The sequence below is a fragment of the Prochlorococcus marinus str. MIT 9312 genome (assembly GCF_000012645.1).
Taxonomy (GTDB): Bacteria; Cyanobacteriota; Cyanobacteriia; order PCC-6307; family Cyanobiaceae; genus Prochlorococcus_A; species Prochlorococcus_A marinus_L.
Genome location: NC_007577.1, coordinates 362,267 through 388,695 on the forward strand (window position 1 = coordinate 362,267; position 26,429 = coordinate 388,695).

The following is a 26,429-nucleotide window of genomic DNA, read 5'->3' on the forward strand; positions in this document are numbered from 1 at the left end:
AATTAACCCACCTTCCTGAAGCCTGCAATTTCAGGGTTTACTCCTGATGGAGGTTTGACTATGCACTCAAAAGGAACTGATGAAAATTGGTTTTCAGCAGAGAATACAAATCTCCTTGAATCAGAATCGTCATATGAAATATATTTTTCACTCCCCATAAGTCGCATATCACTTATTCCCCACATTTCTCCCTGGCCACTGTCTGCAATGCTCTGGAAAGATAAATGTACTTTTGCAGTTCTATTTGATTCACCTGATCGTACTAATTCGCCAGCTATTCTCCATCCATTGGCTTTTTTAATAAAGGAGCATTGATCTCTATCTATAACAACTTCAAGTGCGGAACTTTGTGTCTTGGATAGACTTTTCTTTTCTTTAATTCCTCTGCCAAGATTAATCATTCTTTTAAGCATTTCTGGCCCTTCATCAGGAGGAGCAATAAATGAAGTCAGTAAGTTCTGAATGAGGATCTGCCTAAGTTCATATCTGATTCCTCTAAGTCTGCTGGCATGACCTCTCCATATATAACTTTCTCTCAGTCTTCTTGTTGTAGGCAGCCAGTCATCATGAGTCACTGGTTCACCTGCACGGAAATATTCTTCAGCGAATGCGTTATTTTCCTTGCTCAACTCTGTCTTGTCAGATTCGGCAATCTCGTTCAATGATGTACCTACAAATGCAGCTGCACAATAGGAACCTCCATCACTTAACTTTGTACCTTCGGCATAATCTATAACCATTCCAGAACCCCTTATGAGAGCAATTGTTGAACGGCATGGCAGACATTCCTCTTTGGAAGAGACTCTTGTAACTCCAATTCTGACAGTACTTTTGAGCTCATCATGAAGAAGTTCAGGATTGTCTGAGGGTTCCACTCTTCTAGGTATGGGAAACTCAACATCAATTGAGGAACTGTCGCCTGGGAATAATGATTTTGCACCTTCAAAAGGTTCGACTCTCCCGCATTCAACGAATGGAGACCATATTTCATCAGCACGCGCTTCAGATATATATTCAGCTGATTTACCCTCTTCTCGAAATACTCTTGCTTTGAAATCAAGTCTTTTCCAGCTGATTGCAGGCCAGAACCATTTTGATGCAGCTTTTGTGAAATCTCTGCAGAGCTCCTCGGGATCTCTTATCCCTGATGAACCAGTATCATCTCGATCAGGTTCATGAAAAGTTGGGATGAGGATAGTTGTTCCGCACTCAGATTCATTATCACGATTGAGAAGAATTTTTTCTGCATCTCTTTCTTTCATCCAGGTGGATTCTGCAATAGGAATTCCATCTTTTTCACTTTCAGATCCCATGTAGGCACCATCAAGCCATGATTTCCCGTCCATTTCATGAGCAGGAATTTCGCTTCTTCCAAAAATTCTTAATTTCTTTCTGCCTTCAATTCTTGATGAGAAAAGAACAGTGAATATTCTTGAATGCATCCAGCTGACTGCCTTCCCCAGCCCAAAGCTTCCTCCTAATCCAGACTCTTTCCCGGTTGAAAAATTCTGCACACAGAGCTTACGGAAATTTCCTTTCTCGTCCCAGTCATCACCTGTCAGACCATCAGTTCCGTAATCACTGATTTTCAGACACACCAGATCAGATGATTTCATGGATTCAACTCCGGCCTTCAGGGTGAGGGCAGTTCCACTTGAACCTTTCACTGATGAAAGGTGAGGGATAAGAGTTTCACTGTTGATTGATTTAAGAAATTTCTCTTTTTTCTCTCCCTTGAGCACAATCAGATCAAAAAATATTTTCACCTTTTTATCCTTTCTCTGATCGAGACTGTTCTGACAGATTTCTCTGACAAGTGTTTCCAGCAGTGATCTTTTTCTCTGTGACCCACCTGCTTCAAAAATTTCACTTGCGGCATTACCACCACTGGATCTACCCTGTCCAAGCGATGGTGTCCCAATCCATTTCAGTTGTGTCTTTGCCGTTTTCAATTCCCCTTCAGACACTATATAAAGCGTTAATAAATGATAGATGCCATGATCTGATTGTCATCTCAAGGCCAGAGAATTGCAACATTTAGAAGCCAAATTCGAAAAATTAATCATAAATTTCTTTACAAGTTTTATACGCTCCATCACTTGCAATACCCCCCTTATGAGGGACTGCTGATCTATATGGAAAGTTGAAAATGGCTGTAGCGCATCAGCATTTTTATATCTCTGTGGCCGCTGCATGCACTTATCTCCAGGGCATTCATTCCACTACTCCACATTCTGCTTATGGCAATATGCCTTAAGTCATGAAATCTGAGAGTTTGAAGCCCGGCCCTTTTTCTTGCTTTATCAAATCCATTTCTCGCAACGCCTTTTGATAGTTCTATGACCTTCCCATTTCTCTCATTTGACTCCTCAAGAATCTTCTGCGCCTTTTCAGGGAAAGGAACAAGCCTCATTCCGGATGAATTATCTATTGCGGCACAATTCTTTCTACATATATAGAGTAATTTTTTCTTCAGATCTATATTTCTCCAGGTCAGGCTCAAAAGTTCGGAGCGGCGAAAGCCAGTTGCCAGTGCAAGCTTTGTGAGTCTCAGATGATTTGGGTTGGACATCTGAGACAGTTCAAACAGGAGTCTTTTTTCATCTTCATTCGTTAAAAAAGGAGCTCTTGCATCTCCTGTCCCTCTCACTCTCAGTTGCCTTGCGGGGTTGTCTTTTATTTCCGCTCCTCTTTCATCTCTTGCCCAGTCGATCAGTACTCTCAATATCCTCAGTTCCCGCATCACTGTATTTGGTTTCACCTTCAGTAATCTTTCGTCTCTCCAGACTGCAAAATGTCTTATCTGCAGAGCACATAGTGGAAGATCTCCCAGCCAGCTTTCCGCTGTCACCCTGAGAGGATATTTTTCATTTTCCGCACTGCGGTGCAGAAGCAGCGGACCATTTATATAGTCATTGATTGCCTCTCCCAGGGTGACGGGGATGTCATTGAAAACCTTTTTTGTCCTCCCTTCGACTGCATCTGCCCAGGATTGGGCCAGATCTCTGGAAAGAAAAGTTCTGGACCTCGGGCCTACATAATTCTTCCTTCTGATAAGGACCTGCCAGCCGCTTCCGCTTCGTCTGATTGTTGCCATTTCGGTGTCATCAATTGTGTGATGCACCTCCAGATATCTGCCTTTAAAAGAGAAAAGTGGACCCGAAAACGGACGTCCACTTCTGAATAATTTCTTTGTGCGATAGTGGTGATCTCACTGATACCAAGCTATCCCGCGAGTGCCCTCGTCGGGACTTGAACCCGAGACCTCTCCCTTACCAAGGGAGTGCTCTACCGCTGAGCTACAAGGGCAATTTAAAAGTGGGCCGGGTTGGATTTGAACCAACGTAGGCAGAGCCAGCGGATTTACAGTCCGCCCCCTTTAACCACTCGGGCACCGACCCCCACTATTTGAACTTATCAGTTAATGGACACTTTTTGTGAAAATGTTTTGGTTTTTTTGTTTCTTTCTAGATAGCATTTATAAAGAAAAGACTTTATTGCTGATGAATATCTTATTAATAAATGGACCAAATTTAAATCTTTTGGGTACTAGAGAACCCGAAATATATGGTAATAAAACCTTAAGTGATATCGAACATGACTTAATGCAAGTTGCAAAAAGTAAGGGAACCAAACTTGAATGTTTTCAAAGTAATCATGAAGGGGAAATTGTTGATAAAATTCATGATTCTGTTAATAGGATTCAAGGTATTCTTATCAATGCTGGCGCTTTTACTCATACCTCGATTTCCATTCGAGATGCTTTAATTGGATCAAGAATTCCATTTGTAGAGTTGCATATTTCAAATATTTTTAGTAGAGAAGACTTTCGTAAAGAATCTTTTCTTACAGATAAAGCTGTTGGAATAATTAGTGGATTTGGTATATCTAGTTATTCTCTAGCTCTAGATGGAATCATTGGATTTTTAAGTATAAAAGATTAAATGTTAGTTGATTTTCAAAGACCTTCTTCCCATATTAAATATTTATCCTCATTAACCTCAAATGAGTGGATCGAACTAGCATTATCTAACCCAATAGATATTCTTATTGATCATGCTCATTGTGAGAGAAAAGCAGCAGGATTTGCTATTCAGTTGATGTTTAGATATCCATCAGAATCAAATCTGGCAGAAGTTTTAAGTCCAATTGCGAGAGAGGAATTAGAGCATTTTGAAAAAATACTTTATTTTTTGAAGGATCTTGGACATAATCTTAAGGCTTTAAAACCGCCTCCTTATGGAGCTGAACTGGCTAAGAATATAAGAAAGGATGAACCCAATAGGATGCTCGATAGTTTCTTAATAGCAGGACTGATTGAAGCAAGAAGTCATGAAAGATTAAGCTTACTTGCCCTGAATTCTGGAGAAGAATCTTTTAAAATCCTTTATGAATCTTTGCTTGAGAGTGAGGCAAGACACTTTGGAGTTTATTGGAAACTAGCGCAAACTAAATTCTCTAAAAATGAAACTTTCAAAAGGTTAGAGGAATTGTCTAAATTTGAGTCAGAAATACTCGCTGATACTTGTCTTATGCCAAGGGTTCATAGCTAGAAAAATTGAATTAAATTAAGAATGTTACTAAAAAAAATTTTAAGAGTATTTACAGAATATAAAAGTGAGGCGACATCATTAACTATTGTTGGAGTTGGGCCTGGAGATTCATCACTTTTAACAATTGCGGCTGTAGATGCAATCAAAAAAGCGAAAGTTATAGTTTTCCCAGTATCAGATGATAATAAAAAGAGTTTTGCTGCAGAAATAGTCAAGAAATATACCAAATTTAAAAAAAATATACCTATCATTTTTCCAATGGCTAGAAAGGATTTTGATCCTGATGAGATATGGACTAATGCTGTAGAAAAAATTGTGAAATTTATAAATAATGGCGAACCAGTTGTTTTACTTTGTCTTGGAGATACTTCGCTATTTGCAAGCTCTTCTTATATCTTGAGGATAATAAAAAATAATTATCCCAAAATAATTATCAGAACCATACCTGGTATTTCTTCTATTTCAGCAGCAGCAGCTTTGAATAATTTTGATTTAGTTAAAAAAGGTGAGACCTTGATAATTAAAGAATGTCCTTCTTCAAATTTAGAATTAACCTCCCTGATAATGGAAAGCAGAGGAAATAAAATTGTTTTGGCACTTATGAAAGTTGGGAAAAGATGGAAATTAGTTAGAGAAACTCTAAAAAAAGAGGAAATCATCAATCAATCATTAGTTGCTTTAAATGTTGGTATGCCCTATCAAATTATTCAATATGCATCACAATATAAAGAGGATGTTATGCCTTATTTTTCTTTGATTTTGATAAGGTCCGATTAATGAATAAAAAGGAAGAATTCCCAGAAAATCAATTTAAATGGCCAATATGTAAGGAACTATTATTGCTCGTTCTTGAAGATAAGGTTAGTGATGTTTTTGTTTGCGAATTGGTTTGGGAAAGACTTTTTTACACTACAGAACCACCTAAAAATGATTGGGCTCCTAGTGCATTAACTCCTACTTATTGGTCAGATAAATTTGTAAAAGCTCCTCAAATCATTTCAGAGCGAATAGCATCAGTACATTTGACTCGATCAATTCCAAAGGAACATAAGCAGGGATTGAAAAAATTTCTTAATTTTAAAGGTTATAAGATTAACGAACTTTATCCAAGAAGAACTAGAAGAGCGACCGCAGTAAATTGGTTGATTTATTGGGCAATTGAAAATAATTGTTTTTCAAGTGATAATGATGTTATTCCAAGTCCGAGTACTCCGCCTGTTAATCCAGCAAAAGGACATTTTGGCGATCCAGAAATCAAATAAATCTTTTTTAATAAGGTAAACGATTCTATTAAAGGTATAGTTGTAATGGATACTAATTTCTTTGGAGAGAAGAATTGATTCTCCCTACAATAGCAATTATCGGAAGACCTAATGTTGGTAAATCTACCTTGGTGAATCGTCTTTGCCAAAGTAATGATGCAATAGTATTTGATAAACCAGGTGTTACAAGAGATAGAACTTATCAAAATGCGTCATGGGGAGGTAAGGAATTTCAAATAGTTGATACTGGAGGTTTAGTTTTTGATGATGATAGTGAATTTCTTCCAGAGATAAGAGCACAAGTTTTCTTGGCTCTAGAAGAGGCTTCACTCGCTTTACTTGTGGTAGATGGAAACCAAGGTGTTACTGATGGTGATTTATCAATTGCAAAATGGTTAAGAAACTCAAGTTGTAAAACAATTATTGCTGTTAATAAATGTGAATCCACTACTCTTGGAATTTCTTTAGCTTCAGAATTCTGGAAATTAGGATTGGGCGAACCTTACCCTGTTTCCGCTATTCATGGCTCAGGAACTGGCGATCTTTTAGATCTCGTTATTGGCGAACTTCCTGAAAATAATATTCAGGAAGAAGAAGAAAAGATAATGATGTCAATTATTGGCAGGCCAAATGTTGGTAAATCTAGTTTGTTAAATTCAATTTCTGGAGAAAAAAGAGCAATAGTTAGTGATATTAGTGGAACTACAACTGATTCAATAGATACGCTTATTAAAAAAGGTGATACTCAATGGAAAATTGTTGATACTGCAGGAATTAGAAGAAAGAAAAATGTTAAATACGGTACTGAATTCTTTGGTATTAATAGGGCTTTTAAATCTATTGATAGAAGTGATGTTTGTGTGTTAGTCATAGATGCTATAGATGGAGTAACTGATCAAGACCAGAAGTTGGCAGGACGAATAGAAGAACAAGGCAGAGCTTGCATAATTGTTATAAATAAATGGGACCTTGTTGAAAAAAATAGTTCAACAATTTATCAAGTAGAAAAAGAACTTAGATCTAAACTTTATTTTTTACACTGGTCAAAAATGATTTTTATATCTGCCCTAACTGGTCAAAGAGTCGATAATATTTTTGAGCATGCTCTTAAGGCTGTAAATCAACATAGAAGAAGAGTTGCAACATCTGTAGTTAATGAAGTGCTCAAAGAATCTATTAGTTGGAAAAGTCCTCCAACGAAAAGAAGCGGCAAGCAAGGAAGGCTCTATTACGGTACTCAAGTGAAGAATAAGCCTCCCACTTTTACTCTTTTTGTAAACGATCCTAAATTATTTGGAATAACTTACAGAAGATATATTGAAAAACAAATTAGATTAAATTTAGGCTTTGAAGGCACACCTCTCATCTTACTTTGGCGAGGAAAACAACAAAGAGCATTAAATAAAGAAGTCGAGAGGGGAAATATTGAGTTAGTTCAAAAAGATTAATGAATTTACTAACCAAATTTTCTGTTGGTCAATATGTTTATGGCAATAGAAGTTGGCTAAGAATTATAGATAGTAGATTAAAAATAATTATAGTAATGATATTTTTAATCACTCCAATTTGGGCAGGTCCAATATGGAGATTGAGTTTAGTTGGTTGTTTACTATTAATTACTTTTTTAAGTTTATTGCCATCTAGGGTATGGTGGCGATCATTATTTTTTCTCTCATGTTTATCGTTATTAATTGGATGTATATCAATACTTGCTTCTTCAGATATTCAATCTCTTGATAGCTTCTTAAGAGATCCCAACGAGTTACAAGTAGTAATGGAAAGCTATAAAAAATGGAATATTTTGCAAATTCCTACGCAGAAGATAGGGTTTATAAATTTTGGTCCTTATAACTTATCAAGAAAAGCCTTTGAACTAGGTATAAAAACCTCCACTTTGATATTTACTGTTATTCATAGTGTTAATTTGATGCTTTTAACCACATTACAAGAAGACATTGTATGGGGATTAAGTTGGTTTCTGTATCCATTAAGAAAAATTGGATTACCAATTAGTAAGTGGCTTTTCCAATTATTAATTGCATTACGTTTTATTCCTTTAGTACAAGAAGAATTGCAAAATATAATTAAATCAGTCTCAGTTAGAGCAATAAATTTTAGAAATTTAGGATTAAAGAAATCCTTTAATGTTTTATTGATTTTGGTGGAAAGGTTATTTCAGAATATATTTCTGAGAATTGATCAAGGAGCAGAATCATTACTTTCTAAGAAAAAAATAAATATAAAAACAAATAGATTTAAAACTTTGTATCCTTCGAAATCTTTTAATGTAATTGTTAATACATTATCGATTTGTTTTATTTGCATAGCAATTTTTCTTAGAAAACTGTATGGTGCAATATAAATCACACAATATTAAAGTTTGAGTTCCGAGCGTTATTTAAATCACCCAACATTTGGAATGTTGTACCAAGTATTCCTGGGAAACGATGGGAGAGATATCTATGCGACTTTATATGCCCAAAAAATGTTTTTTTTGGTGGAAATAAGACAGAGAGAAGTTTTTTTTGAAGTAATACCTTATTTAGATGCTCGTAATCAGGCAGAATTAAACCTTCAAAGAGCTAGAAGGACAAGATCTGAAGATCTACCAAAATGGGAGAATTTATTTACACAAACTTTTTTATAAAAGGTGAACCCTTCAAATTATTTAAAAATAAAAAATAAAATCCCATCAAATGTAAATATCCTTGCAGTAAGTAAAGGATTTAAAAGTCAAGAAATCAAGACTATTCAAAATATAGGTCAGAATGATTTTGGTGAGAGTAAGTTTCAGGAGGCTTTTGAGAAGCAATTAATTCTAAAAGACCTTAAAAAAATAAAATGGCACTTTATTGGACGAATACAAAGTAATAAAATAAGAAAGATAGTGCAAAATTTTAAATACATTCATTCTGTAGATTCATTTGAGAAGTTGCAAAAGATTTCTAATATTTCAGATGCAGAGAAGAAAAATCCATTGATTATGTTGCAGGTTAAGTTGAGTGATGACCCTACAAAAGGAGGCTTTAATCCTGACCTTTTAGTATTGAAATGGAGAGAAATTCAAGAATTGAAAAATATCACATTAACCGGTTTGATGACTATTAATCCTAAAGGACTTAGCTCCAAAGAAAATACAAAGTTGTTTAAAAAATGTCGTTCCTTAGCGGATTCACTTCAACTTCCAGATTGTTCAATGGGAATGTCAGGAGATTGGGAAGAAGCTATTGACGCTGGATCAACTTGGGTAAGGTTAGGATCATTAATTTTTGGAGATAGATCTTAATTAGTAATTTTTATATAAAAATATTATTTATAAACTTGCAGTAAAGTACAACTAACGTTATTTAAGTATAGGTAGTTTATTCATTTCAAAAATGAATCTATTACTTAAGGTTCTTAAACCTTAGTAATCAATTTCAAGAGGATTTAAAAGGTGTCACTTATTTCTAGATTAAAGGCAGTTGTTGCAGGGGATGAGTATCTCGATGATGATTTTGATGAGTTGGATTATGCCACAGAGGATGAATTAAATGATATTAATGATTTTAAACAAACTCAGAGAAATTCAAATGCCCTAGCAAATTCAAATCCATTCGATTTCATGAATAACAACAGATCATCAAAAGTAGTTGGCATGCCTGGGATTTCGAATTCATCTTCAGAAGTAAGCTTAATGGAACCAAGAAGTTTCGATGAGATGCCTCAAGCTATACAAGCATTAAGGGAGAGGAAAACTGTAATTCTTAATTTAACCATGATGGATCCTGATCAGGCTCAAAGAGCCGTCGATTTTATAGCTGGGGGGACATATGCAATTGATGGACATCAAGAGAGAGTGGGTGAAAGTATTTTTCTTTTTGCTCCAAGTTGTGTAAATGTAACTAGCTCTTCCCCAGAAGAAGCTTCTCCTTCAAGTGTTTCTCCAAAGAATACACCGCAATATAGTGTAGAAAATAATACTGCTCCGGAACCAGCTTGGGGAAATTCTAAATTAAGTGCTTTTTCATGATTAATCTGTGACTGATAAAATTGCGATTATTGGGTTTGGCAATATTGCAAATGCTATTATTACTCCTTTATTCGATAAGAATTTAATACAGCCAGAGAGAGTTTATTGTGTTGTAAATTCAGAAAAGAGTTTAGAAAATATAAAAAAAAATTATAAATACAATATAAATGTTTATAAATCAGGTTCTAAAGAGTCAGAAATAATTTGGGATTGTCAATTTAAACTTCTTTCAATAAAACCCCAACATCTTAAAGATATAACTGAGGGAGATATTATAAAAAACAAGAACAATTTATTAGTATCAATTCTTGCAGGAGTTTCAATAAATAAACTTCATCAAAAATTTCCTAACCATAAATGCGTAAGGGTTGTTACAAATATCCCAATAACTGTTGGAAAGGGTTTAACAGGCATTGCTTGGGGTGAAAATCTTACAGAAGATCAGAAAGAATTTACAAAAAAATTGTTTGAAAATACTAGTAAGATTTATGAATTTACTGAAGAATATCTTGATATTTTTTTAGCTTTAACCTCATCAGGGCCTGCAATTATTGCTTTAATTATAGAATCATTAAGTGATGGAGGGTTGAGTGGTGGATTACCAAAAATACTTTCAGAAGAACTTGTAATGGAAATGATAATAGGGACTATAAGTTTAATTAAAGAAAAAAAACTTACTACTTCAGAGCTTAAAAATTTAGTAACCTCTCCCGGTGGAACAACTATTTCTGCTTTACGGGTTCTAGAAAAAAAAGGAGTAAGGTCAGCATTAATTGAATCGATTGTTTCAGCTAGTAATCGAAGTAAAGAGTTTAGTTAGGTTTTGAAATTATCTTTTAATTTTATATAAACTTTCTCAAGAGAATTTATATTTTTAGTAATTGTATATCTTTCAATTATTCGTTCTCTAGCTTTTTTCCCAAGATTTTTTGTAAATGAAGGATGTTCAACCAGAATAGGGATAATAGTTTTTAGTTGAGCAGCAACATTATCTGTTGAAATCACTATTCCTGCTCCATTATCTAAAACTTCACCATCAGCCCCAGCATCTGTGGCTATACATGCAGTGCCAGAAGACATTGCCTCTAAAAGTGATAATGACAAACCTTCTACTAGGCTTGGTAAGAAAAATACTTCTGCTATTTGCATTATCGCTACTCTTGTTTCTAAATCTATTTCGGCACCCCACCAAATTAATTTCTTTTTACTTAGGTTAGAAAAACTATTTTCAAGTGTTGGCTTCATTGGTCCATCTCCAACAATAACTAATTTACAATTTTTCTTTTTTGTTTGGCGCCAAGAACGTAAAAGTGCTTGGATATTTTTCTCATTGGCAATCCTTCCCATATATAAAAAGATTCTTTCATTTCCTAGTTTATTTTTTACCTGATCAAATTTTTTGCTTTTTTCGCAAAAAGGTTTCCAAATATTTTCATCAACTCCGTTTGGAATAATTATTTGTTTTTCTTTAGGTACTCCTAATTTCTCAAGAACATTTCTTTGAGTTTCAGAAAAAATGATTATTTTATCGAACTTTGCTAAAGAGGGAGCATAAAGTTGATAAGTTAATTGTTGAGTACTTGCAGTTAAATTTCTATTTTTTGCATCAAATGGTGGATGAAATGTACCTATAAGTGGAACATTAATTTCATTACAAAGTTCTGGAAGTCTAAAGTCTAAAGGAGATAAAGTTAGGCTTGCATGTACTATGTCAGGTTTTAATCTTTCCAATGATAGCCTTAGCTCTTTTTCTGCTCTTGGCGAAGGTATTGTATAAATTTGAGACTTAATTAAATATGGAAGGCTTACATCAGGATCATTTGCAAGAAATAATGGTTTTGATGAATTTGAATTAGAAGGATTGTCGAAATGGATGAAACTAATTTTATGTCCTCTGGCCTTCAATTCCTTAGTAGTTGAATTACCATAAGTTACATTTCCGCAAAAAGGCGATTTTTTACCCAGCCAGGCAATATGAACCACATTAATTGAATTAGCTATTTATAAAGTTAACAGTCAGACCCGCCATGATCATAATTTTTAAATTTATTAATGTTCATAAAAATGCTAACTATATATTTCCCTCAACATTTTTAGTGAAGATAGATCCTTCTCTAATTGAGTAGAGATCCAAGTCTCAATAATAAATAATATTTTAAGCCAGACTTTTTTAGGTCCCAATAACTCTCCATTAGATTTTATTGGTAATTCGGGGAAAAGAAGTCTTTGTAATAAAGCAACCTCAGATGCATTTATTTTTAGATTACTTTGAGGATCTTCTATTGATGAAAAACCTTCATTTGGCAAATAATAACAATTCCATTCCCAATTTCCTAAAGGAGGAATTATTGGTTCTCCAGTTTTACAGCAATGATGAATTGGTAAATTAATTCCTCCGATGGCTAATAGATGGATTAAAGATTGAATACTAATACAGAGCATTTTAATATCCTCTTCTTTAGAAACTTCATATAAATAAATCCTATCTAAATGAGCAAGAACACAAGATAAATAGTTTTGTTGCTCGTCATCATTACCAACTAATAAAAATGTTAATTCTGTTATTGCTTGCGCGGCTGCAAGACATTCAATATTTTTCCCTAGACCGGCATAGCTTTTTAATATTTTAATTTGCCGTACAGATTTAAGATTTCTTTTTCCAAAAATCTGCAAACTTAAATAATTTAAGGGAGTGGCTGCTGCAAGACTACTTTTTGGACGTCTAGCACCAGGTACTGCTAATCGCACAATCCCCCGCTCATCTGTGAGGATAGTAATTAATCTATCATTCTCGCCTAGCGGAGAAGCTTTAATACAGAGACCCTTTAATCTGCACTCACCAGAACCGGACATTTAAATAACTTTTACTTCTTCGAATATCTCACGAAAATTAGAAGTCCCTATGAAATTAATTCCAGCATCCAACAAATCAATAACTTGATTTAGTTTTCTAAAACCACCTACAATTTTAATTTGATTTTGGTTGCCAGTTATTTTTAAAATTTCTGCTACATCATTAAATGTAGTTGGAGGACCAAATCCGTCTCCGAATTGAAAATTTTTTATTCCTAATTCTAGAAATATGTCTATAGCATTATACAAAATTTTTTCTTCTAGTTTTGATTTATTTATGATTAATGTAACTGGTAATCCGGATAATTTAACTTGCTCAATTTCAGCAGCAAAAGTTTCTGAATTTTTCTTGGATAAATTGATAAAGTTTGGGATATACTCAATTCCGTTTGCCCCTTTATCTTTTGCAAAACAAACTAATTCTTCAATAAATGAAACTGGCATATCTGCTAAAGGATAAGAAATGAGCGCGTTTATATTTGCGCTGTAATTACTTAAACAGTTTTTTAAATCAGATAAATAATTAAGAGAAGTAGAAATATTCTTGATATTATATTTTTTTATTAAATCGCAATTTGCACAGAAATCATCCCATGTGAGGTATGGGTTAATAATAATCGCATGAATTTTCTCGTTTAATTCATATTCAATATTGGGCATTTAAATTTAAAGTTATTTAGATTGAATGAGTCCATAACCTCCATGATTTCTTTTATATATAACTTGAAGTTCATTGTTTTTCTTATTTCGAAAAACATAAAAATCATGATCAATTAGATCTAATTGTTTTCTTGCTTCTTCTGATGAAATTGGGTTCATTTCAAAGTATTTATTTTTAATAGATGGCTCAGGCAGACTAGCTTCCCTTCCTTGTTTAAATAAAGTTTTATCTAAAACGTTTGAATCCGCACTTTCAATTGGGAAAGACTCATTATTTTTAAATTGATTAATATAGTTTGTTTTATAGTTTCTTTCTTTGTATTTACGCAATTTTCTACAAAGTTTATTCGAAACTAAATCAATGCTTGAGTAAAGATTTTCAGTTTTTTCTTCAGCTCTAATTACAGTACCATTTGCAAAAATAGTAACTTCTGCAGTTTGCAATGAGACACTTGGGTTCTTTTCTATTGAAAGGTGTATGTCTGCTTCTTTCACGATATCCTTATAGTGATGTGTTGCTTTTTCTATCTTTGCCTGAGTATATTCTTTTAATGCTCCAGTGAGCTCAAGATTCTTTCCATGGATTAAAATTTTCATAACAAATCTAAAAATATTTACTTACTTTCTAAATCTACTTAAATATGGTTAATAGAACAGCAATAATTAAACAACCTGATAATATTTCTTGTTTCAATGATGTTTATAAATTGCAAAAAGAATATCAGGAGGCATTAATTTTAGATAACTCAAACCCTGATTTTATTTGGATAGGTGAGCACCAACTCTGTTATACCTTGGGTAGGGGATCTAATTACGATAATTTACTATTTTCGTTGAATGATGAAAAATATGATGTTTTTAAAATTGATAGAGGCGGTGAGGTTACTTGTCATATGCCTGGCCAATTAGTAACTTACTTAATTTTAGATTTGAAAAATTTTAATAAAGATTTAAATTGGTATTTAAGAAAAATTGAAAAAATCATTATAAAAATTCTTGGAAATTTTAATATAGATTGTCACTTAAAAAAGGGTTTTACCGGTGTTTGGATAGAAAATAAGAAAATTGCTTCAATTGGAATTGGGTGTAGAAGATGGATTACGATAAATGGATTTTCAATTAATTTTAACTGCGAATTAGAAAATTTTAATAAAATTGTTCCTTGCGGAATTGAGAATTGTTTAATGGCAAATATGATAGATTACAATAAAAATTTAAATATTAAAGAAGTCAAGAAAATTGTTAAAAAAATCATTCAGGAAGAATTTAATTTTGATTTTGTATCAAAATAGAAATCAAAATTCCTAAATAAATTTAATATGGGTAATTTTGCGTATTGGCCTTCAGCTAAATCTTTTTATGAAAAAGATAAATTTGCTAAAAATAGAGATTATATTGAGAATATTAATCATATAGATCAAATTTGGGAAAATTTAAAATTCAAATGTGGCGATACTCTAGCTGTTTATGATTTAAGAGGAAAATACAAAGAAAAATTCTCTTATTCTGAGCTAGCTGATTTAATAACAAAAGCCTCTTTTTCTTTTAAAAATTATGGGTTAGTAAAAGGTGATGTAGTTACTTTAATATCTGAAAATTCTCCAAGATGGCTCATAGCAGATCAGGGCTTAATGCGTTTAGGAGCTATTAATGCAGTAAGAGGTATTAATTCTCCTTCAATAGAACTTGACTATATTTTGGAGCACTCTAATTCAGTAGGACTAATAGTTCAATCTAAGGAGACTTGGCTAAAGTTAAATAAAAAAGAAGAACTAAAAAAAAGACTGAAATTCATCATAAATTTAGAAGATGAACAATTTGAAAGTTTAATAAGTTGGAGTCAATTTATAAGTGAAGGAGAAAAAGAATATTCTCAAAATAAAATTACTGAAAAATGTAATTTAAGCATTGATGACGTTGCTACTATTCTTTATACCTCTGGGACAACAGGAAAACCCAAAGGTGTGCCCTTAACACATGCAAATTTTTTACATCAAATAATTAATTTAGCCCATATCGCTGATCCAGGGCCTGGCACTTCTGTATTAAGCGTTTTACCTATTTGGCATTCTTATGAAAGAAGCGCTGAATACTTCTTCTTTTCATGTGGTTGTACTCAATACTATACAATCCCAAAATTTCTTAAGGATGATATTACACAAATCAAACCTGTTGTAATGGCCACTGTACCAAGACTATGGGAGGCGATTCATGATGGTTTTTTTCAGGCTCTAAAAAAAATGCCGTCTAAGAAGCAAAAACTTATTAAGTTCTTGATAAGTAATAGTTCTGTTTTTAAAATAAGTCTTAGAAAGATAAGAAATTTGGATATCTTTCAAACAACTTTCATAGCAAAAATCCCCTTACTGTTTTCTGTGCTTGGTAGATATCCTCTTCATAAGTTGTCTAGTGTGTTTTTATGGCCAAATATTCTAAGACAACTATGTGGGGAAAAACTGAAATTTCCTATTAATGGAGGAGGCGCTTTGCCAGAACATGTGGATCTCTTTTTTGAATCTTTAGGTATAGATGTTTTAGTTGGATACGGACTGACAGAAACCAGTCCAGTATTAACTTGTAGGAGAAGAGAATTAAATGTTAGAGGATCATCTGGTCAGCCTTTAGCATTTACAGAAATAAAAATAGTGAATGAGGATAAAAAAAAGATTTTGAAGTTTAGAGAAGTTGGAAAGATCCTTGTAAAGGGACCACAAGTAATGAAAGGTTATCTTAATAATGATTTAGCTACAAAAGATGTTTTATCAAAAGATGGTTGGTTTGATACTGGTGATTTAGGTTTTCTTATACCAAATGGTTCTCTTTTTATAACAGGAAGAGCTAAGGATACAATCGTGCTTTCCAGTGGTGAAAATATAGAACCTAATCCTCTAGAGACCGAAATCCTTAGTTCTGAATTTATTAATCAGGTTCAACTAGTGGGGCAAGATAAGAAATGTTTAACAGCCCTAGTAGTTCCTAATGTTGAATTGGTTAAAAATAAGTTTTTGGAAGAAGACCTATCAAAATTAAACTTGAATAAGAATATTGGTATATTTTTTAAATCGCAAATTAATAATTTGCTTAAAGGTCGATTAGGAGCAAGAACAGAAGAACAAATATTAGATTGTTATTTTGTAGATCCTTTTACTTTGGAAAATGGTTTGTTAACGCAAACTCTTAAACAAAAGAGAAAAGAAATAGAAAAACAGTATTCATCACAAATAGAAAATATGTATGAAAACAAATTTAGTAAGAAAATTTGATCTGTTCTATCTATATTTAGAAAGTAAGTTTATTTTTTATGGAAACAAAAAACTCAATATCGATAAAACGCTCCATAGCTATTAAAGCTATTGTTACGCCAACTTGGAAGGAGGATGCTGAAAAAGAATTAAGCAAAGCAATTTCAAACATTGACCAGCAATTGTCACAACTTGAGCAGGAGGGGCAGCAAATAGTAAACAATATTAGATCCCAGTCGGTTAATCCTTTAGATCCAAGGGTTCAAGAACAGGTTGGTCAGGTGCAACAACAAGTAGCAGCAAAACGAAATGAAATTGAAGAACAGAAAAGAAATCTTCTTCAACAACAGAGTCAAGTTCGCGAATTAAAGATGGATGAAATTGTTGATCAAGGACAAGTTGATAGTTTCTGTGATGTCACTGTGGGCGACAATCTTATTGAAAAAATGCAAGTCTCAATTACTGTTAAAGACGGAGTTATTCAATCTATAGATAATAATTAGGGAAAAGAATTAGTATCTCTAATAAAAATAAATCCTCATTAAGATAATTGTAAATTTATATACGATCTAAATTATTACTTTCTTAAGTTTTAAGAGTTCCCACTGTGATCATGATTTCGTATAATTAAATCAAGAGTTTAAAGGGTTTTAAATCATAAAAACTTTAGAAAGTTTGATAGAAATCTTTTAAAACTTATGCAATAACAATTTTCTTATGTCTCACGAAATATTCATGCCTGCCTTGAGTTCTACCATGACAGAGGGCAAGATTGTGGAATGGTTGAAAAATCCTGGAGATAAGGTTGAAAGGGGTGAATCTGTCCTAGTTGTTGAATCTGATAAGGCAGATATGGATGTTGAATCTTTTCAAGATGGATATCTTGCAGCAGTTTTAATGCCTGCTGGTAGCACTGCACCAGTAGGGGAAACTATAGGTCTTATTGTAGAAAATGAGGATGAGATAGCTTCTGTTAAAGAACAAAATAAAGGAAATCAACCCGAAGTTTCTAGTTCGGATAAACTTGAATTGGTAAGCAATAAAACCGAAGAAAAACCGGAAGTACATAATGAAAATGTTAAAAAAGAAGAAAAAGAAGTCGTCTTAAAGAGTGAAAAGTCAGCCCCATCTTTTAATAGTGATCAAATTAATGCTGCTACAAGTAATGTTTCTTCAAGGGTAATTGCATCTCCAAGAGCTAAAAAACTTGCCTCTCAAATGGGTGTTGACTTAGCAAAAGTTCACGGATCTGGACCTCACGGAAGAATTCAAGCAGATGATATTTTAAAAGCTAATGGTCAACCTGTATCTATTCCATGGATAGGAGAGGGTAGTTCTCCTGCAAGTATTCCTGGTGCAAATTTACAAGTTGAAAGTAAACCAGAAACATCAGGAAATAGTTTTGGTAATCCTGGAGAAACAGTGCAATTTAATACTCTTCAAAAAGCGGTAAATAAAAATATGGAGTCTAGTTTGGATATTCCATGTTTTAGGGTGGGATACTCTATAAACACAGATAAATTAGATAATTTCTACAAAAAGGTAAAACAAAATGGAGTCACTATGACTGCTTTACTAGTAAAGGCAGTTGCAAAGACAATTAAGAAACATCCTCAAGTTAACTCAAGTTTTTCAGAAAATGGAATTTCTTATCCAGAAAATATTAATATTGCTGTTGCCGTCGCAATGGAAGATGGCGGATTAATAACTCCAGTTTTAAAAGAACCTTGCAATACTGATTTATTTGAATTATCTAGGGAATGGAAAGATTTGGTAAAAAGATCAAGATCAAAACAATTAGAACCTGATGAGTACTCAACAGGAACCTTTACTTTATCTAACCTTGGTATGTTTGGAGTTGATAGATTTGACGCAATTCTACCCCCAGGTACTGGTGCTATTTTAGCGATAGCATCATCGAAACCAACTGTTGTTGCTAATAGTGATGGCTCAATATCTGTTAAAAAAATTATGCAAGTAAATCTAACCGCTGATCACAGAGTGATCTATGGAGCTGATGGTGCTTCATTCTTAAAAGATTTGGCTTCCCTGATAGAAAATGAGCCAGAGACACTTGTATCTTAAATTTAATTGATTTCTCAAATTAATAATGAAGAAAGAGATTATAAGCTTGAAGCTTATGATTACTTTCTTGATCCTTCATTAATTGCTAGTAAACCTTCTGCAATAAGGCATGAATCAAGATTGATGATAGTTAGAAATAGTGTTTTAGAAGAGGACTGCTTAACTAATAAATTTACCAAGAATCTTTTAGATGAATTTAGAGAAGGCGATCTTGTGGTTGTAAATAATACTAAAGTAATGAAGGCAAGGTTAAAGGTTGAATTAGAAAATAGGACGTTAGTCGAATTATTAGTTTTAGAAAGATCCGATGAATGTGTTTGGTTATGTTTAGCAAAGCCTGCAAAAAAGTTAAAAATAAATAGAAAATTAAAATTAAAATCCCCTTCTGAACAAGATATTAATTTGATGGTTGATGGGGTTGATGAAGAAACTGGAGGGAGATTTATTAAATTTCCGGAAAACATAACTGATCTCAATTCAATGAATAACCTTCTTGATAAATACGGGGAAATTCCTCTCCCTCCTTATATAAAAAATTCCGAGGAAGAATCTTTTCACGAGAACAGTTATCAAACTGAGTATGCAATTAATCCAGGGGCAGTTGCTGCCCCAACAGCTGGTTTACACTTAAGCAAAAGTCTTATTTCCAATCTAAAAAAAAAAGGTGTAATAATCTTGCCGATTACTTTGCACGTGGGTTATGGAACATTTAAACCAATTGATCAAGAAGATTTAACTAACTTAAAACTTCATAAAGAATGGGTAAGTGTTAATAAGGAAGTAGTGGAGGAAATAAAAAGAATAAAGAAAACAGATAGAAGAATAATTGCTATTGGGACAACTAGCGTAAGAGCTCTTGAAAGTTGTTATTCTCACGAAATTAATGACTTTATTCCCATAGCAAAGTATGTAGATTTAGTAATTAAGCCAGGTTATAAATTTAGGGTAGTTGATGGATTATTAACTAATTTTCATCTTCCTAAAAGTTCGTTATTACTATTAGTAAGTGCAATGATTGGTAGAGAAAGATTATTAGATTTGTATAAAAAAGCCATAAAAGAAAAATTTAGATTCTTCTCTTATGGCGATGCTATGTATATTTCACCAGATTCATTACTGGAGAAAAATAGATTTAAGCTTTGACTGGTTCTTGAATGATTCCGCTTGGAACTTCATTAAACATAATTGATGATAAATATCTCTCTGCTAAATCAGGTAGAACAACTACAATAATTTTTCCTGCATATTTATCTTGTTCAGCTAATCTAACAGCAGCAGCAGCAGCAGCTCCACAAGATATTCCAACTAATAGACCTTCTTCTTTTGCTAATCTAAGAGCCATCTCAATTGACTCGTCATTTGTTACCTGTTCAACCTTATCAACAATTGATAAGTCTAGGTTCTTAGGAATAAATCCTGCTCCTATTCCTTGGATTTTATGTGGTCCAGATTTAACCTCTTCCCCATTCATTGTCTGTGTAATAACAGGACTATGCGATGGTTCTACAGCTACAGAAGTAATATTTTTACCCTTCTCTTGCTTAATATATCTTGAAACCCCTGTAATTGTTCCGCCAGTTCCAACCCCTGCAACTAAAACATCAATTTCACCATCGCAATCATCCCAGATTTCTGGTCCAGTTGTTTTGAAATGAATTTCAGGGTTTGCTGGATTATCAAATTGACCAGGCATGAAATATTGAGAAGGATTACTTTCTGCAATTTCTTTGGCTTTAGCTATTGCTCCAGGCATACCTTTAGAAGCCTCTGTTAAAACAATTTCAGCCCCCAACACTGCCATAACCCTTCTTCTTTCAATTGACATAGATTCTGGCATTGTAAGGATGAGTTTATAACCTCTTGCTGAAGCAGTAAAAGCTAGAGCAATTCCTGTATTTCCAGAAGTTGGCTCAACAATCGTTTTATCTTTTGTAAGCTTCCCACTTTTCTCTGCATCCCAGATCATGTTTGCGCCAATCCTACATTTGACACTATAAGCAGGGTTTCTACCTTCAATTTTTGCAAGTACTGTAGCTTTTGCGTTTTTAGTAACTGATTTTAATTTTACTAATGGAGTGTTTCCAATAGCAAAACTGTTGTCCTCATAAATTCTTGCCATTTATATATTGAGAAAATATATTTTAATACTAACTATTATTCAGAAAAAGAGTATATAAGTTTCTATACGGTAAATACTAGGAATTTAGAAATTATTTAGTGCTTCAGAAAAGGTTTCCCATAATTGATCTTGGTCCTCTAATCCAACTGATACTCTAATAAGGTGCGGGGGTATACCAAAACTTTCAGCCCAATCCAACTCATCATAATGAGCAAGTAAAACATAAGGACAAACAAGAGTAAATTTTGTTCCTAAACTAGGCCCTTTGGAGATTTGTAGAGAATCATAAAAATTTTTAGCTTTGTTCAATCCTCCATTTAATTCAAATGATAATAAGCAGCCGTATCCTCCATCCGAAGTAAGTAAAGAATTAAAATTTGGACAATTTTCAGGATGGAAAATATTTTTAATCTCACTGTGGTTCTCTAATCTTTTTTTTAATTCTAAACATGCTTTATTTTGTTCAAAAACTCTTTGATTTACATCTCTACTAACTTTCTCAAGATAAACTATATCTCCATCTGAAAGTATTGGAAGATTAATTTCCTTTAATGCATTTCTAAACTGATAAATCCATTTGCTTTTTGGATTTAGTATTAATGATCCAGCAAGAATATCACCACTACCTGAAAAAATTTTTGTAAGTGAAGTAAAAACTATATCTGCATGTTCTAGGGAATTTATATTTATATTTGAACCAATTGTATCGTCAACGATTAAAGGAATATTTAATCTTTTTGCTATTTTTGAAATTTTTTTAATGTTTACACATTTGAGCATTGGATTACTTGGTAGTTCAATAATTAATGCTGATGGATTTATTCTTTTGATTTCTAATTCAATATCGGTGCAATTTTCTTCTGTAATTAACTTGGCTCCATAAAAGATATTCATTGGTAATTTAAGTACATCTACATATGGAAAACCAATTTGGAGTGTTGGTTTAGCTGGAAATAATTTATATATGATTTCTAATGATGTATGCAATGCAGACATTCCAGATGAAGTTAAGTGAATATCATTAGAGTTTATTTTTGTAGATTTAGAGATTCTATTTTTTATTCTTTGATAACATTCATTTACGTAAGATTTTGGAGGTCTATATTCAAGGCCTAGTTCTACCGCAGCATATCTTGAAGATATACCAAGACCAGTATGTTGCCAAAAATATTTTGCATAAATACTTCCTTCCTTTTCAGTTATTAAAAAAGCTAAATTATGTCTTTTTTCTATAAATGAGTATTGTTCAGAAGTATTCCTATCAATGTATTTTTTAGCTTTAAAAGCTATGCTTTCATTCGGATATGGCCAGATACTTTTATTATTGTAGTAATTTTCTTTTTTTACTTTTTCGCATAATCTTTTCACTATGGGGTTTAGCCCGAAACGTGGGTAGATGGACTTCAATAATTTTATGCATTCTTGATTTTTTTCCTCATAATTTATTACATCATTCCAAGTTGGTAATGCTACAGAAACGGCATGAATACTATCAGGAATAGAATATCCTAACTCTAAATTTTTCCATATAGGGTTTTTAAGTAAATCTCTCAATTTTCAAAATTTATTTAAAGCAAATAAAATATCCGAGATTAAATCGTTTGCATCTTCACATCCAATTGATAATCTGACAAGGGCATCATCTATCCCTAGTAGATTTTTCGTTTTATCATCCACAGAAGCATGAGTCATTGTTGCCGGGTGACAAATTAAACTTTCAACTCCTCCAAGGCTTTCAGCTAGCGAGAAATATTTGAGAGACTTGCATAATTTAAAAGTATCCTCTTTATTTAAATTTAATTTTAGGGTGATCATCGAACCTCCAGATATCATTTGAGATTTTGCTAAATTAAATTGCGGGTGTTTTTGATTAAAAGGATAAATTACTTTACTAATTATTTTATGATTCTCTAATTCTTCAGAAATTAATTCTGCACTTCGAGTTTGTTGTTCGATTCTTAAAGGAAGGGTTTTTACTCCTCTAGTAATGAGCCAACTATCAAAAGGAGATGGTTGAAGCCCCAGGGCTTTTTGAGAGAAAAGCATCTTACTATTCCATATCTCATTATTTGTAAGTACTGCTCCACCAAGTGCATCACTATGTCCATTAATGAATTTTGTTGTGCTTACAAGCGATAGTGTTGCGCCAAGTTCCAAAGGTTTTTGAATAAGGGCTGTAGAAAAGGTGTTGTCCACAACTACGGGTATTTGCAATTTATTCGCTTCATCACAAATCGCCTTAATATCAAGCACCTTTAAAAGTGGATTAGTTGGACTTTCTAGCCATATCAAAGTTGGCGCGAAGTTTGAAATCTTTTTAATATTATTTTTATTTGTAAAATCTGTGTATAAAACTTCTACCCCAAATTTCTTGAAAATTTTTTCGAACATCCTCACTGTACAACCATAAAGATTTGATTCGCAGAGTATCTTATCGCCTGATTTTAGTGTTGATGTAATTGCAGTTACCGCGCTAATTCCAGATCCAAAAACTGTACAGTATTTAGAATCTTCTATTGATTTAAGTATGTTTTCTAGAATTTTAAAGTTGGGATTTCCTGATCTGGTGTAGTCGAAACTTTCTTTATTGCCATGCTTGAAAGTAGATGTAGAAAAAATAGGAGGCATAATGCATCCCGTGTCTTCTGCAAATGTTTCCCCATGGTGAATAGATAAGGTCTTAACACCTGGCTTTTTGATATTATTTGTCTTATTTCCCATTATTTTTAAAAATAAGAATTAAGTTAAATCTCTCATTTTTTAAACGAGAGATTTAATAATCCAAAGAAAAGTTGTATTAAACTTTTCTTGAATAATATTCAACAACTAATAGTTCGTTTATTTCAAGAGCAACCCACTCTCTATCGCATTTTCCAGTTATTTTTCCTGTTAATTTAGGTTTGTCTAAATCAAGATGTGGAGGAACATTTGCTAAACCAGGGAATTCTATATTACCTTCTACAAGTTTTTTGCTTGCTTTGTTTTCTTTAATTCCGATTACATCGCCTGATTTGCATTGATAACCAGCAATATCAAGAACTTTACCATTAACAGTTACATGGCCATGATTTACTAATTGTCTTGAGCCTGGAATAGTACCTCCAAAACCTAATCTAAAACAAACATTATCTAGTCTGTTTTCTAAAAGTCTTAGTAGGTTTGTTCCTGTAGATCCTTCTTGCGCTCTGGCTTTTTTTACATAACGTACTAGTTGTTTTTCAGAAACTCCATAATTAAACCTGAGTTTCTGCTTTTCTTCTAAACGAATTGCATATTCTGATCGCTTGCGACGGGCTTGGCCGTGCTGACCTGGAGGATTAGACTTCTTTGAAGCTTTCCTAGTGAGACCTGGTAGTTCTCCCAAGCGACGCGTAACCCTTAACCTGGGGCCGCGGTATCTTGACATAATTTTAAATTAAATAGAAATTTGCAATAAATTGGATAATTGATTAAATTCAATTAAACTAATTACTACTGGAAATAGTATTTTACATCATTAAAGTGTTCAAAACCATTAATAAATCAATTACTTCTATACTTCTTTTTATGATTTCTTTTTATCAAAAGTGGTTTTCACCTTTTTTCGGACCAAGATGCAGATTTATTCCAAGTTGCAGCTCTTATGGATATGAGGCAATTACTAGACATGGTCCTTGGAAGGGAGGGTGGTTAACTTTAAGAAGATTAAGCAGATGTCATCCTTTAACTCCCTGTGGATGTGACCCTGTTCCTGACTAAATGAATGAAAATATTTATTTTTGTTAGGCAGGGATGTTGCCTTTGTGATTCATTAAAAAACAAACTGGCAAAAATAAATCTTAATGAGTTATTCCCCAATCTAGAGGAGCTTAAAGAAATTGATATTGATAGGGTCGATTTATATAAAGATAAATATAAAAAATATGATTATGAAGTACCTGTTATTGCTGTTGAAAGAATTAGGTCCGAGGAGATTATAGAATTGCCTCGCATTTCTCCAAGATTAAAAGATGATCAATTAAAGAATTGGTTTCAAAAAAATATTAGTACCATCCTGGAGAAATAATTTTTTTATATGAGATCTATAAAATTACATAAACTTTTAGATTTGGTAGGAATTATTCCTTCATTAGATTTAATCGATCATGAAATAAATAATATTTCTTTTAACTCTAAAGAAGTACAAAAAGGAACTTTATTTTTAGGTATGCCTGGTTTAAATGTTGATGGAGGAAAATATTGTATTGAGGCAATTGAAAATGGTGCAGAGGCTGCCATTATTGGGTCTGCTGCAAAAGAGAAAATTGGATCTATTGATCGAGAAAGGATTTTGGTTATAGAGGATAATTTAGATTATATTTTTGGTCAAATAGTCGCTGAGTTTTGGAATAGGCCTTCAAGAAAACTTAAACTTATTGGTGTTACGGGTACAAATGGAAAAACGACAATTACTTTTTTATTGGAATATCTTTTAAAAAAATTAGGGAAAAAGACTGCATTATTTGGGACCTTGCTCAATAGATGGCCTGGCTTTTCAGAAGTGGCTCTTCATACAACTGATTTCGCCGATAAACTCCAAAAGAAATTAAATGCTGCTGTTGAGGCAGAATCTGAATTCGCGATATTAGAGGTAAGTTCTCATTCTATTGCTCAAAACAGGATATCAGGATGCGAATTTGAGGCGGCTATTTTTACTAATTTAACTCAAGATCATCTTGATTATCACTCAGATATGGAATCATATTTTCAAACAAAAAGAAAATTATTTTTCCCACCTTACTTAAATGAAAAAGATGGCATTTGTGTATTAAATCATGATGACCATTGGATATCTAAATTATCATCTGATCTTGAAAAAAGATCTTTATTAGTCTCTACAAAGATTACTGAAAGTGAATTTGAAAGTGATGATTTTTTTTTCGTAACAGATAAGAAATTTACTGAAATTGGTTCCACCTGTATTTTTCATACACCTAGGGAAAAAATTCAACTTTTTGTTCCACTTGTCGGTGAATTTAATTTAATGAATGCGATTCAAGCAATAACAATTTTGTATAAACTTAATTTTTCTTTAAAAGATCTATCAAAATTAATACAATCTTTCCCTGGTGCTCCTGGGAGAATGGAGAAAATACAAATTGATAATAATGACGTTTCAAGATCTCTTCCAACAGTAATTGTTGATTATGCCCACACTCCTGATGGATTAAAAAAAGTTTTGCAATCAATTAAAAAACTTTGTGAAGGGAAACTCATAACTGTTTTTGGCTGTGGCGGAGATCGTGATCGTAGTAAAAGGCCTTTAATGGGATCAATAGCTGAAGAGTTTTCTGATCAACTTTTTATAACTTCAGATAATCCAAGATCAGAAGAACCCCAAAAGATAGTAAATGATATTTTGATGGGCATAAAAAAAAGAGAAAAAATAACAATTGAAATTGATAGATTTAAAGCAATAAATGAATCTATTAAATTTGCTAAAAAAAAAGATATTGTTTTAATTGCAGGAAAAGGACATGAAGACTACCAAATTCTCAATGATAAAGTTATTAATTTTGATGATAGAAAAATAGCTTATAAATTATTAAAAGAAAAAAATAAATCTCAATAAAATTTCCTTATCAAATAAGAAAGATCTTTACGCAAATCACAAGAAAATTTTCT

28 protein-coding genes and 2 tRNA genes are annotated in these 26,429 nt (G+C 32.9%); 18 read left to right on the forward strand and 12 right to left on the reverse strand.

Going from position 1 to position 26,429, the window contains the following annotated elements; genetic code table 11:
• Window positions 1-2: 2 nt before the first annotated feature.
• From PMT9312_RS01970 to PMT9312_RS01985, 4 genes are all read right to left on the reverse strand, one after another.
• Entirely contained in the window at window positions 3-1,952 is a 1,950-nt protein-coding gene (locus PMT9312_RS01970) for a hypothetical protein (RefSeq protein ID WP_225866670.1), read from the reverse strand.
• A gap of 179 nt (window positions 1,953-2,131) precedes the next feature.
• A complete protein-coding gene (locus tag PMT9312_RS01975; RefSeq protein WP_036924218.1) occupies window positions 2,132-3,097 on the reverse strand; it encodes a tyrosine-type recombinase/integrase in 966 nt (321 codons plus the stop codon).
• Between the two features lie 140 nt (window positions 3,098-3,237).
• Window positions 3,238-3,309, reverse strand: a tRNA-Thr gene (locus PMT9312_RS01980).
• A gap of 10 nt (window positions 3,310-3,319) precedes the next feature.
• Window positions 3,320-3,401 (reverse strand) — tRNA-Tyr (locus PMT9312_RS01985).
• Between the two features lie 102 nt (window positions 3,402-3,503).
• Between PMT9312_RS01985 and aroQ the strand changes: the two genes are divergently transcribed.
• From aroQ to proC, 10 genes are all read left to right on the forward strand, one after another.
• Window positions 3,504-3,944: a type II 3-dehydroquinate dehydratase gene (gene aroQ, locus PMT9312_RS01990; protein WP_036924216.1), complete on the forward strand. Its 441-nt coding sequence runs from the start codon at window positions 3,504-3,506 to the stop codon at window positions 3,942-3,944.
• Window positions 3,945-4,553, forward strand: a complete 609-nt coding sequence (locus tag PMT9312_RS01995) for a tRNA-(ms[2]io[6]A)-hydroxylase (RefSeq protein WP_011375945.1) — start codon at window positions 3,945-3,947, stop codon at window positions 4,551-4,553.
• Between the two features lie 21 nt (window positions 4,554-4,574).
• A complete protein-coding gene (locus PMT9312_RS02000; protein WP_011375946.1) occupies window positions 4,575-5,330 on the forward strand; it encodes a precorrin-2 C(20)-methyltransferase in 756 nt (251 codons plus the stop codon).
• Window positions 5,330-5,815, forward strand: a complete 486-nt coding sequence (locus tag PMT9312_RS02005; RefSeq protein ID WP_011375947.1) for a DUF1823 family protein — start codon at window positions 5,330-5,332, stop codon at window positions 5,813-5,815. Before PMT9312_RS02000 ends, PMT9312_RS02005 begins: the two co-directional genes overlap by 1 nt.
• 74 nt (window positions 5,816-5,889) lie before the next feature.
• Window positions 5,890-7,263, forward strand: coding sequence for a ribosome biogenesis GTPase Der (der, locus tag PMT9312_RS02010; protein WP_011375948.1), 1,374 nt, complete (start codon window positions 5,890-5,892; stop codon window positions 7,261-7,263).
• A complete protein-coding gene (locus PMT9312_RS02015) occupies window positions 7,263-8,177 on the forward strand; it encodes an energy-coupling factor transporter transmembrane component T family protein (protein ID WP_011375949.1) in 915 nt (304 codons plus the stop codon). Before der ends, PMT9312_RS02015 begins: the two co-directional genes overlap by 1 nt.
• 18 nt (window positions 8,178-8,195) lie before the next feature.
• Window positions 8,196-8,462, forward strand: coding sequence for a PII-interacting protein PipX family protein (locus PMT9312_RS02020; protein WP_011375950.1), 267 nt, complete (start codon window positions 8,196-8,198; stop codon window positions 8,460-8,462).
• Between the two features lie 3 nt (window positions 8,463-8,465).
• Window positions 8,466-9,101 (forward strand): YggS family pyridoxal phosphate-dependent enzyme, encoded by a 636-nt coding sequence (locus PMT9312_RS02025; RefSeq protein ID WP_011375951.1) that lies wholly within the window; start codon window positions 8,466-8,468, stop codon window positions 9,099-9,101.
• Window positions 9,102-9,251: 150 nt separating this feature from the next.
• On the forward strand, window positions 9,252-9,827 hold the full coding sequence (locus PMT9312_RS02030) for a cell division protein SepF (RefSeq protein ID WP_011375952.1): 576 nt from the start codon (window positions 9,252-9,254) through the stop codon (window positions 9,825-9,827).
• A 7-nt stretch (window positions 9,828-9,834) separates the two neighbouring features.
• The gene (proC, locus tag PMT9312_RS02035) at window positions 9,835-10,647 is read left to right on the forward strand and encodes a pyrroline-5-carboxylate reductase (protein WP_011375953.1); all 813 of its coding nucleotides are present in this window, start codon (window positions 9,835-9,837) and stop codon (window positions 10,645-10,647) included.
• Here proC and PMT9312_RS02040 read toward each other — a convergent pair.
• The 4 genes from PMT9312_RS02040 to hpf form a co-directional block, all read right to left on the reverse strand.
• Complete coding sequence (locus PMT9312_RS02040; RefSeq protein WP_011375954.1) at window positions 10,644-11,810, reverse strand: glycosyltransferase family 4 protein; 1,167 nt, start codon at window positions 11,808-11,810, stop codon at window positions 10,644-10,646. The genes proC and PMT9312_RS02040 overlap by 4 nt on opposite strands.
• A gap of 84 nt (window positions 11,811-11,894) precedes the next feature.
• A complete protein-coding gene (recO, locus tag PMT9312_RS02045) occupies window positions 11,895-12,680 on the reverse strand; it encodes a DNA repair protein RecO (RefSeq protein WP_011375955.1) in 786 nt (261 codons plus the stop codon).
• Entirely contained in the window at window positions 12,681-13,340 is a 660-nt protein-coding gene (locus PMT9312_RS02050; protein ID WP_011375956.1) for a deoxyribose-phosphate aldolase, read from the reverse strand.
• Between the two features lie 12 nt (window positions 13,341-13,352).
• The gene (gene hpf / locus PMT9312_RS02055) at window positions 13,353-13,937 is read right to left on the reverse strand and encodes a ribosome hibernation-promoting factor, HPF/YfiA family (protein WP_011375957.1); all 585 of its coding nucleotides are present in this window, start codon (window positions 13,935-13,937) and stop codon (window positions 13,353-13,355) included.
• Window positions 13,938-13,981: 44 nt separating this feature from the next.
• On the opposite strand from hpf, the gene lipB reads away from it, so the two are divergent.
• From lipB to queA, 5 genes are all read left to right on the forward strand, one after another.
• Complete coding sequence (gene lipB / locus PMT9312_RS02060) at window positions 13,982-14,632, forward strand: lipoyl(octanoyl) transferase LipB (RefSeq protein WP_011375958.1); 651 nt, start codon at window positions 13,982-13,984, stop codon at window positions 14,630-14,632.
• Between the two features lie 27 nt (window positions 14,633-14,659).
• Window positions 14,660-16,603 carry an AMP-binding protein gene (locus tag PMT9312_RS02065; protein WP_011375959.1) on the forward strand — a complete coding sequence of 648 codons (1,944 nt, stop codon included), beginning with the start codon at window positions 14,660-14,662 and terminating at the stop codon, window positions 16,601-16,603.
• 38 nt (window positions 16,604-16,641) lie between these two features.
• On the forward strand, window positions 16,642-17,085 hold the full coding sequence (locus tag PMT9312_RS02070) for a YlqD family protein (protein WP_011375960.1): 444 nt from the start codon (window positions 16,642-16,644) through the stop codon (window positions 17,083-17,085).
• A 214-nt stretch (window positions 17,086-17,299) separates the two neighbouring features.
• Window positions 17,300-18,667: a dihydrolipoamide acetyltransferase family protein gene (locus tag PMT9312_RS02075; RefSeq protein ID WP_011375961.1), complete on the forward strand. Its 1,368-nt coding sequence runs from the start codon at window positions 17,300-17,302 to the stop codon at window positions 18,665-18,667.
• Between the two features lie 6 nt (window positions 18,668-18,673).
• A complete protein-coding gene (gene queA, locus PMT9312_RS02080) occupies window positions 18,674-19,810 on the forward strand; it encodes a tRNA preQ1(34) S-adenosylmethionine ribosyltransferase-isomerase QueA (RefSeq protein ID WP_011375962.1) in 1,137 nt (378 codons plus the stop codon).
• Here queA and cysK read toward each other — a convergent pair.
• From cysK to rpsD, 4 genes are all read right to left on the reverse strand, one after another.
• A complete protein-coding gene (gene cysK / locus PMT9312_RS02085; protein WP_011375963.1) occupies window positions 19,800-20,786 on the reverse strand; it encodes a cysteine synthase A in 987 nt (328 codons plus the stop codon). The two genes, queA and cysK, sit on opposite strands and share 11 nt — an antisense overlap.
• A gap of 84 nt (window positions 20,787-20,870) precedes the next feature.
• Window positions 20,871-22,340: a PLP-dependent transferase gene (locus tag PMT9312_RS02090; protein WP_011375964.1), complete on the reverse strand. Its 1,470-nt coding sequence runs from the start codon at window positions 22,338-22,340 to the stop codon at window positions 20,871-20,873.
• Window positions 22,341-22,343: 3 nt separating this feature from the next.
• Window positions 22,344-23,507, reverse strand: a complete 1,164-nt coding sequence (locus tag PMT9312_RS02095; protein WP_011375965.1) for a trans-sulfuration enzyme family protein — start codon at window positions 23,505-23,507, stop codon at window positions 22,344-22,346.
• Between the two features lie 76 nt (window positions 23,508-23,583).
• Entirely contained in the window at window positions 23,584-24,192 is a 609-nt protein-coding gene (rpsD, locus tag PMT9312_RS02100) for a 30S ribosomal protein S4 (RefSeq protein ID WP_011375966.1), read from the reverse strand.
• Window positions 24,193-24,287: 95 nt separating this feature from the next.
• On the opposite strand from rpsD, the gene yidD reads away from it, so the two are divergent.
• From yidD to PMT9312_RS02115, 3 genes are read left to right on the forward strand one after another with little or no spacing between them, the layout of a single operon-like run.
• The gene (gene yidD / locus PMT9312_RS02105) at window positions 24,288-24,524 is read left to right on the forward strand and encodes a membrane protein insertion efficiency factor YidD (protein WP_025928090.1); all 237 of its coding nucleotides are present in this window, start codon (window positions 24,288-24,290) and stop codon (window positions 24,522-24,524) included.
• 4 nt (window positions 24,525-24,528) lie between these two features.
• Entirely contained in the window at window positions 24,529-24,831 is a 303-nt protein-coding gene (locus tag PMT9312_RS02110) for a glutaredoxin family protein (RefSeq protein ID WP_011375968.1), read from the forward strand.
• Between the two features lie 9 nt (window positions 24,832-24,840).
• Window positions 24,841-26,376, forward strand: a complete 1,536-nt coding sequence (locus tag PMT9312_RS02115; RefSeq protein ID WP_011375969.1) for a UDP-N-acetylmuramoyl-L-alanyl-D-glutamate--2,6-diaminopimelate ligase — start codon at window positions 24,841-24,843, stop codon at window positions 26,374-26,376.
• The last annotated feature ends 53 nt before the right edge of the window (window positions 26,377-26,429 follow it).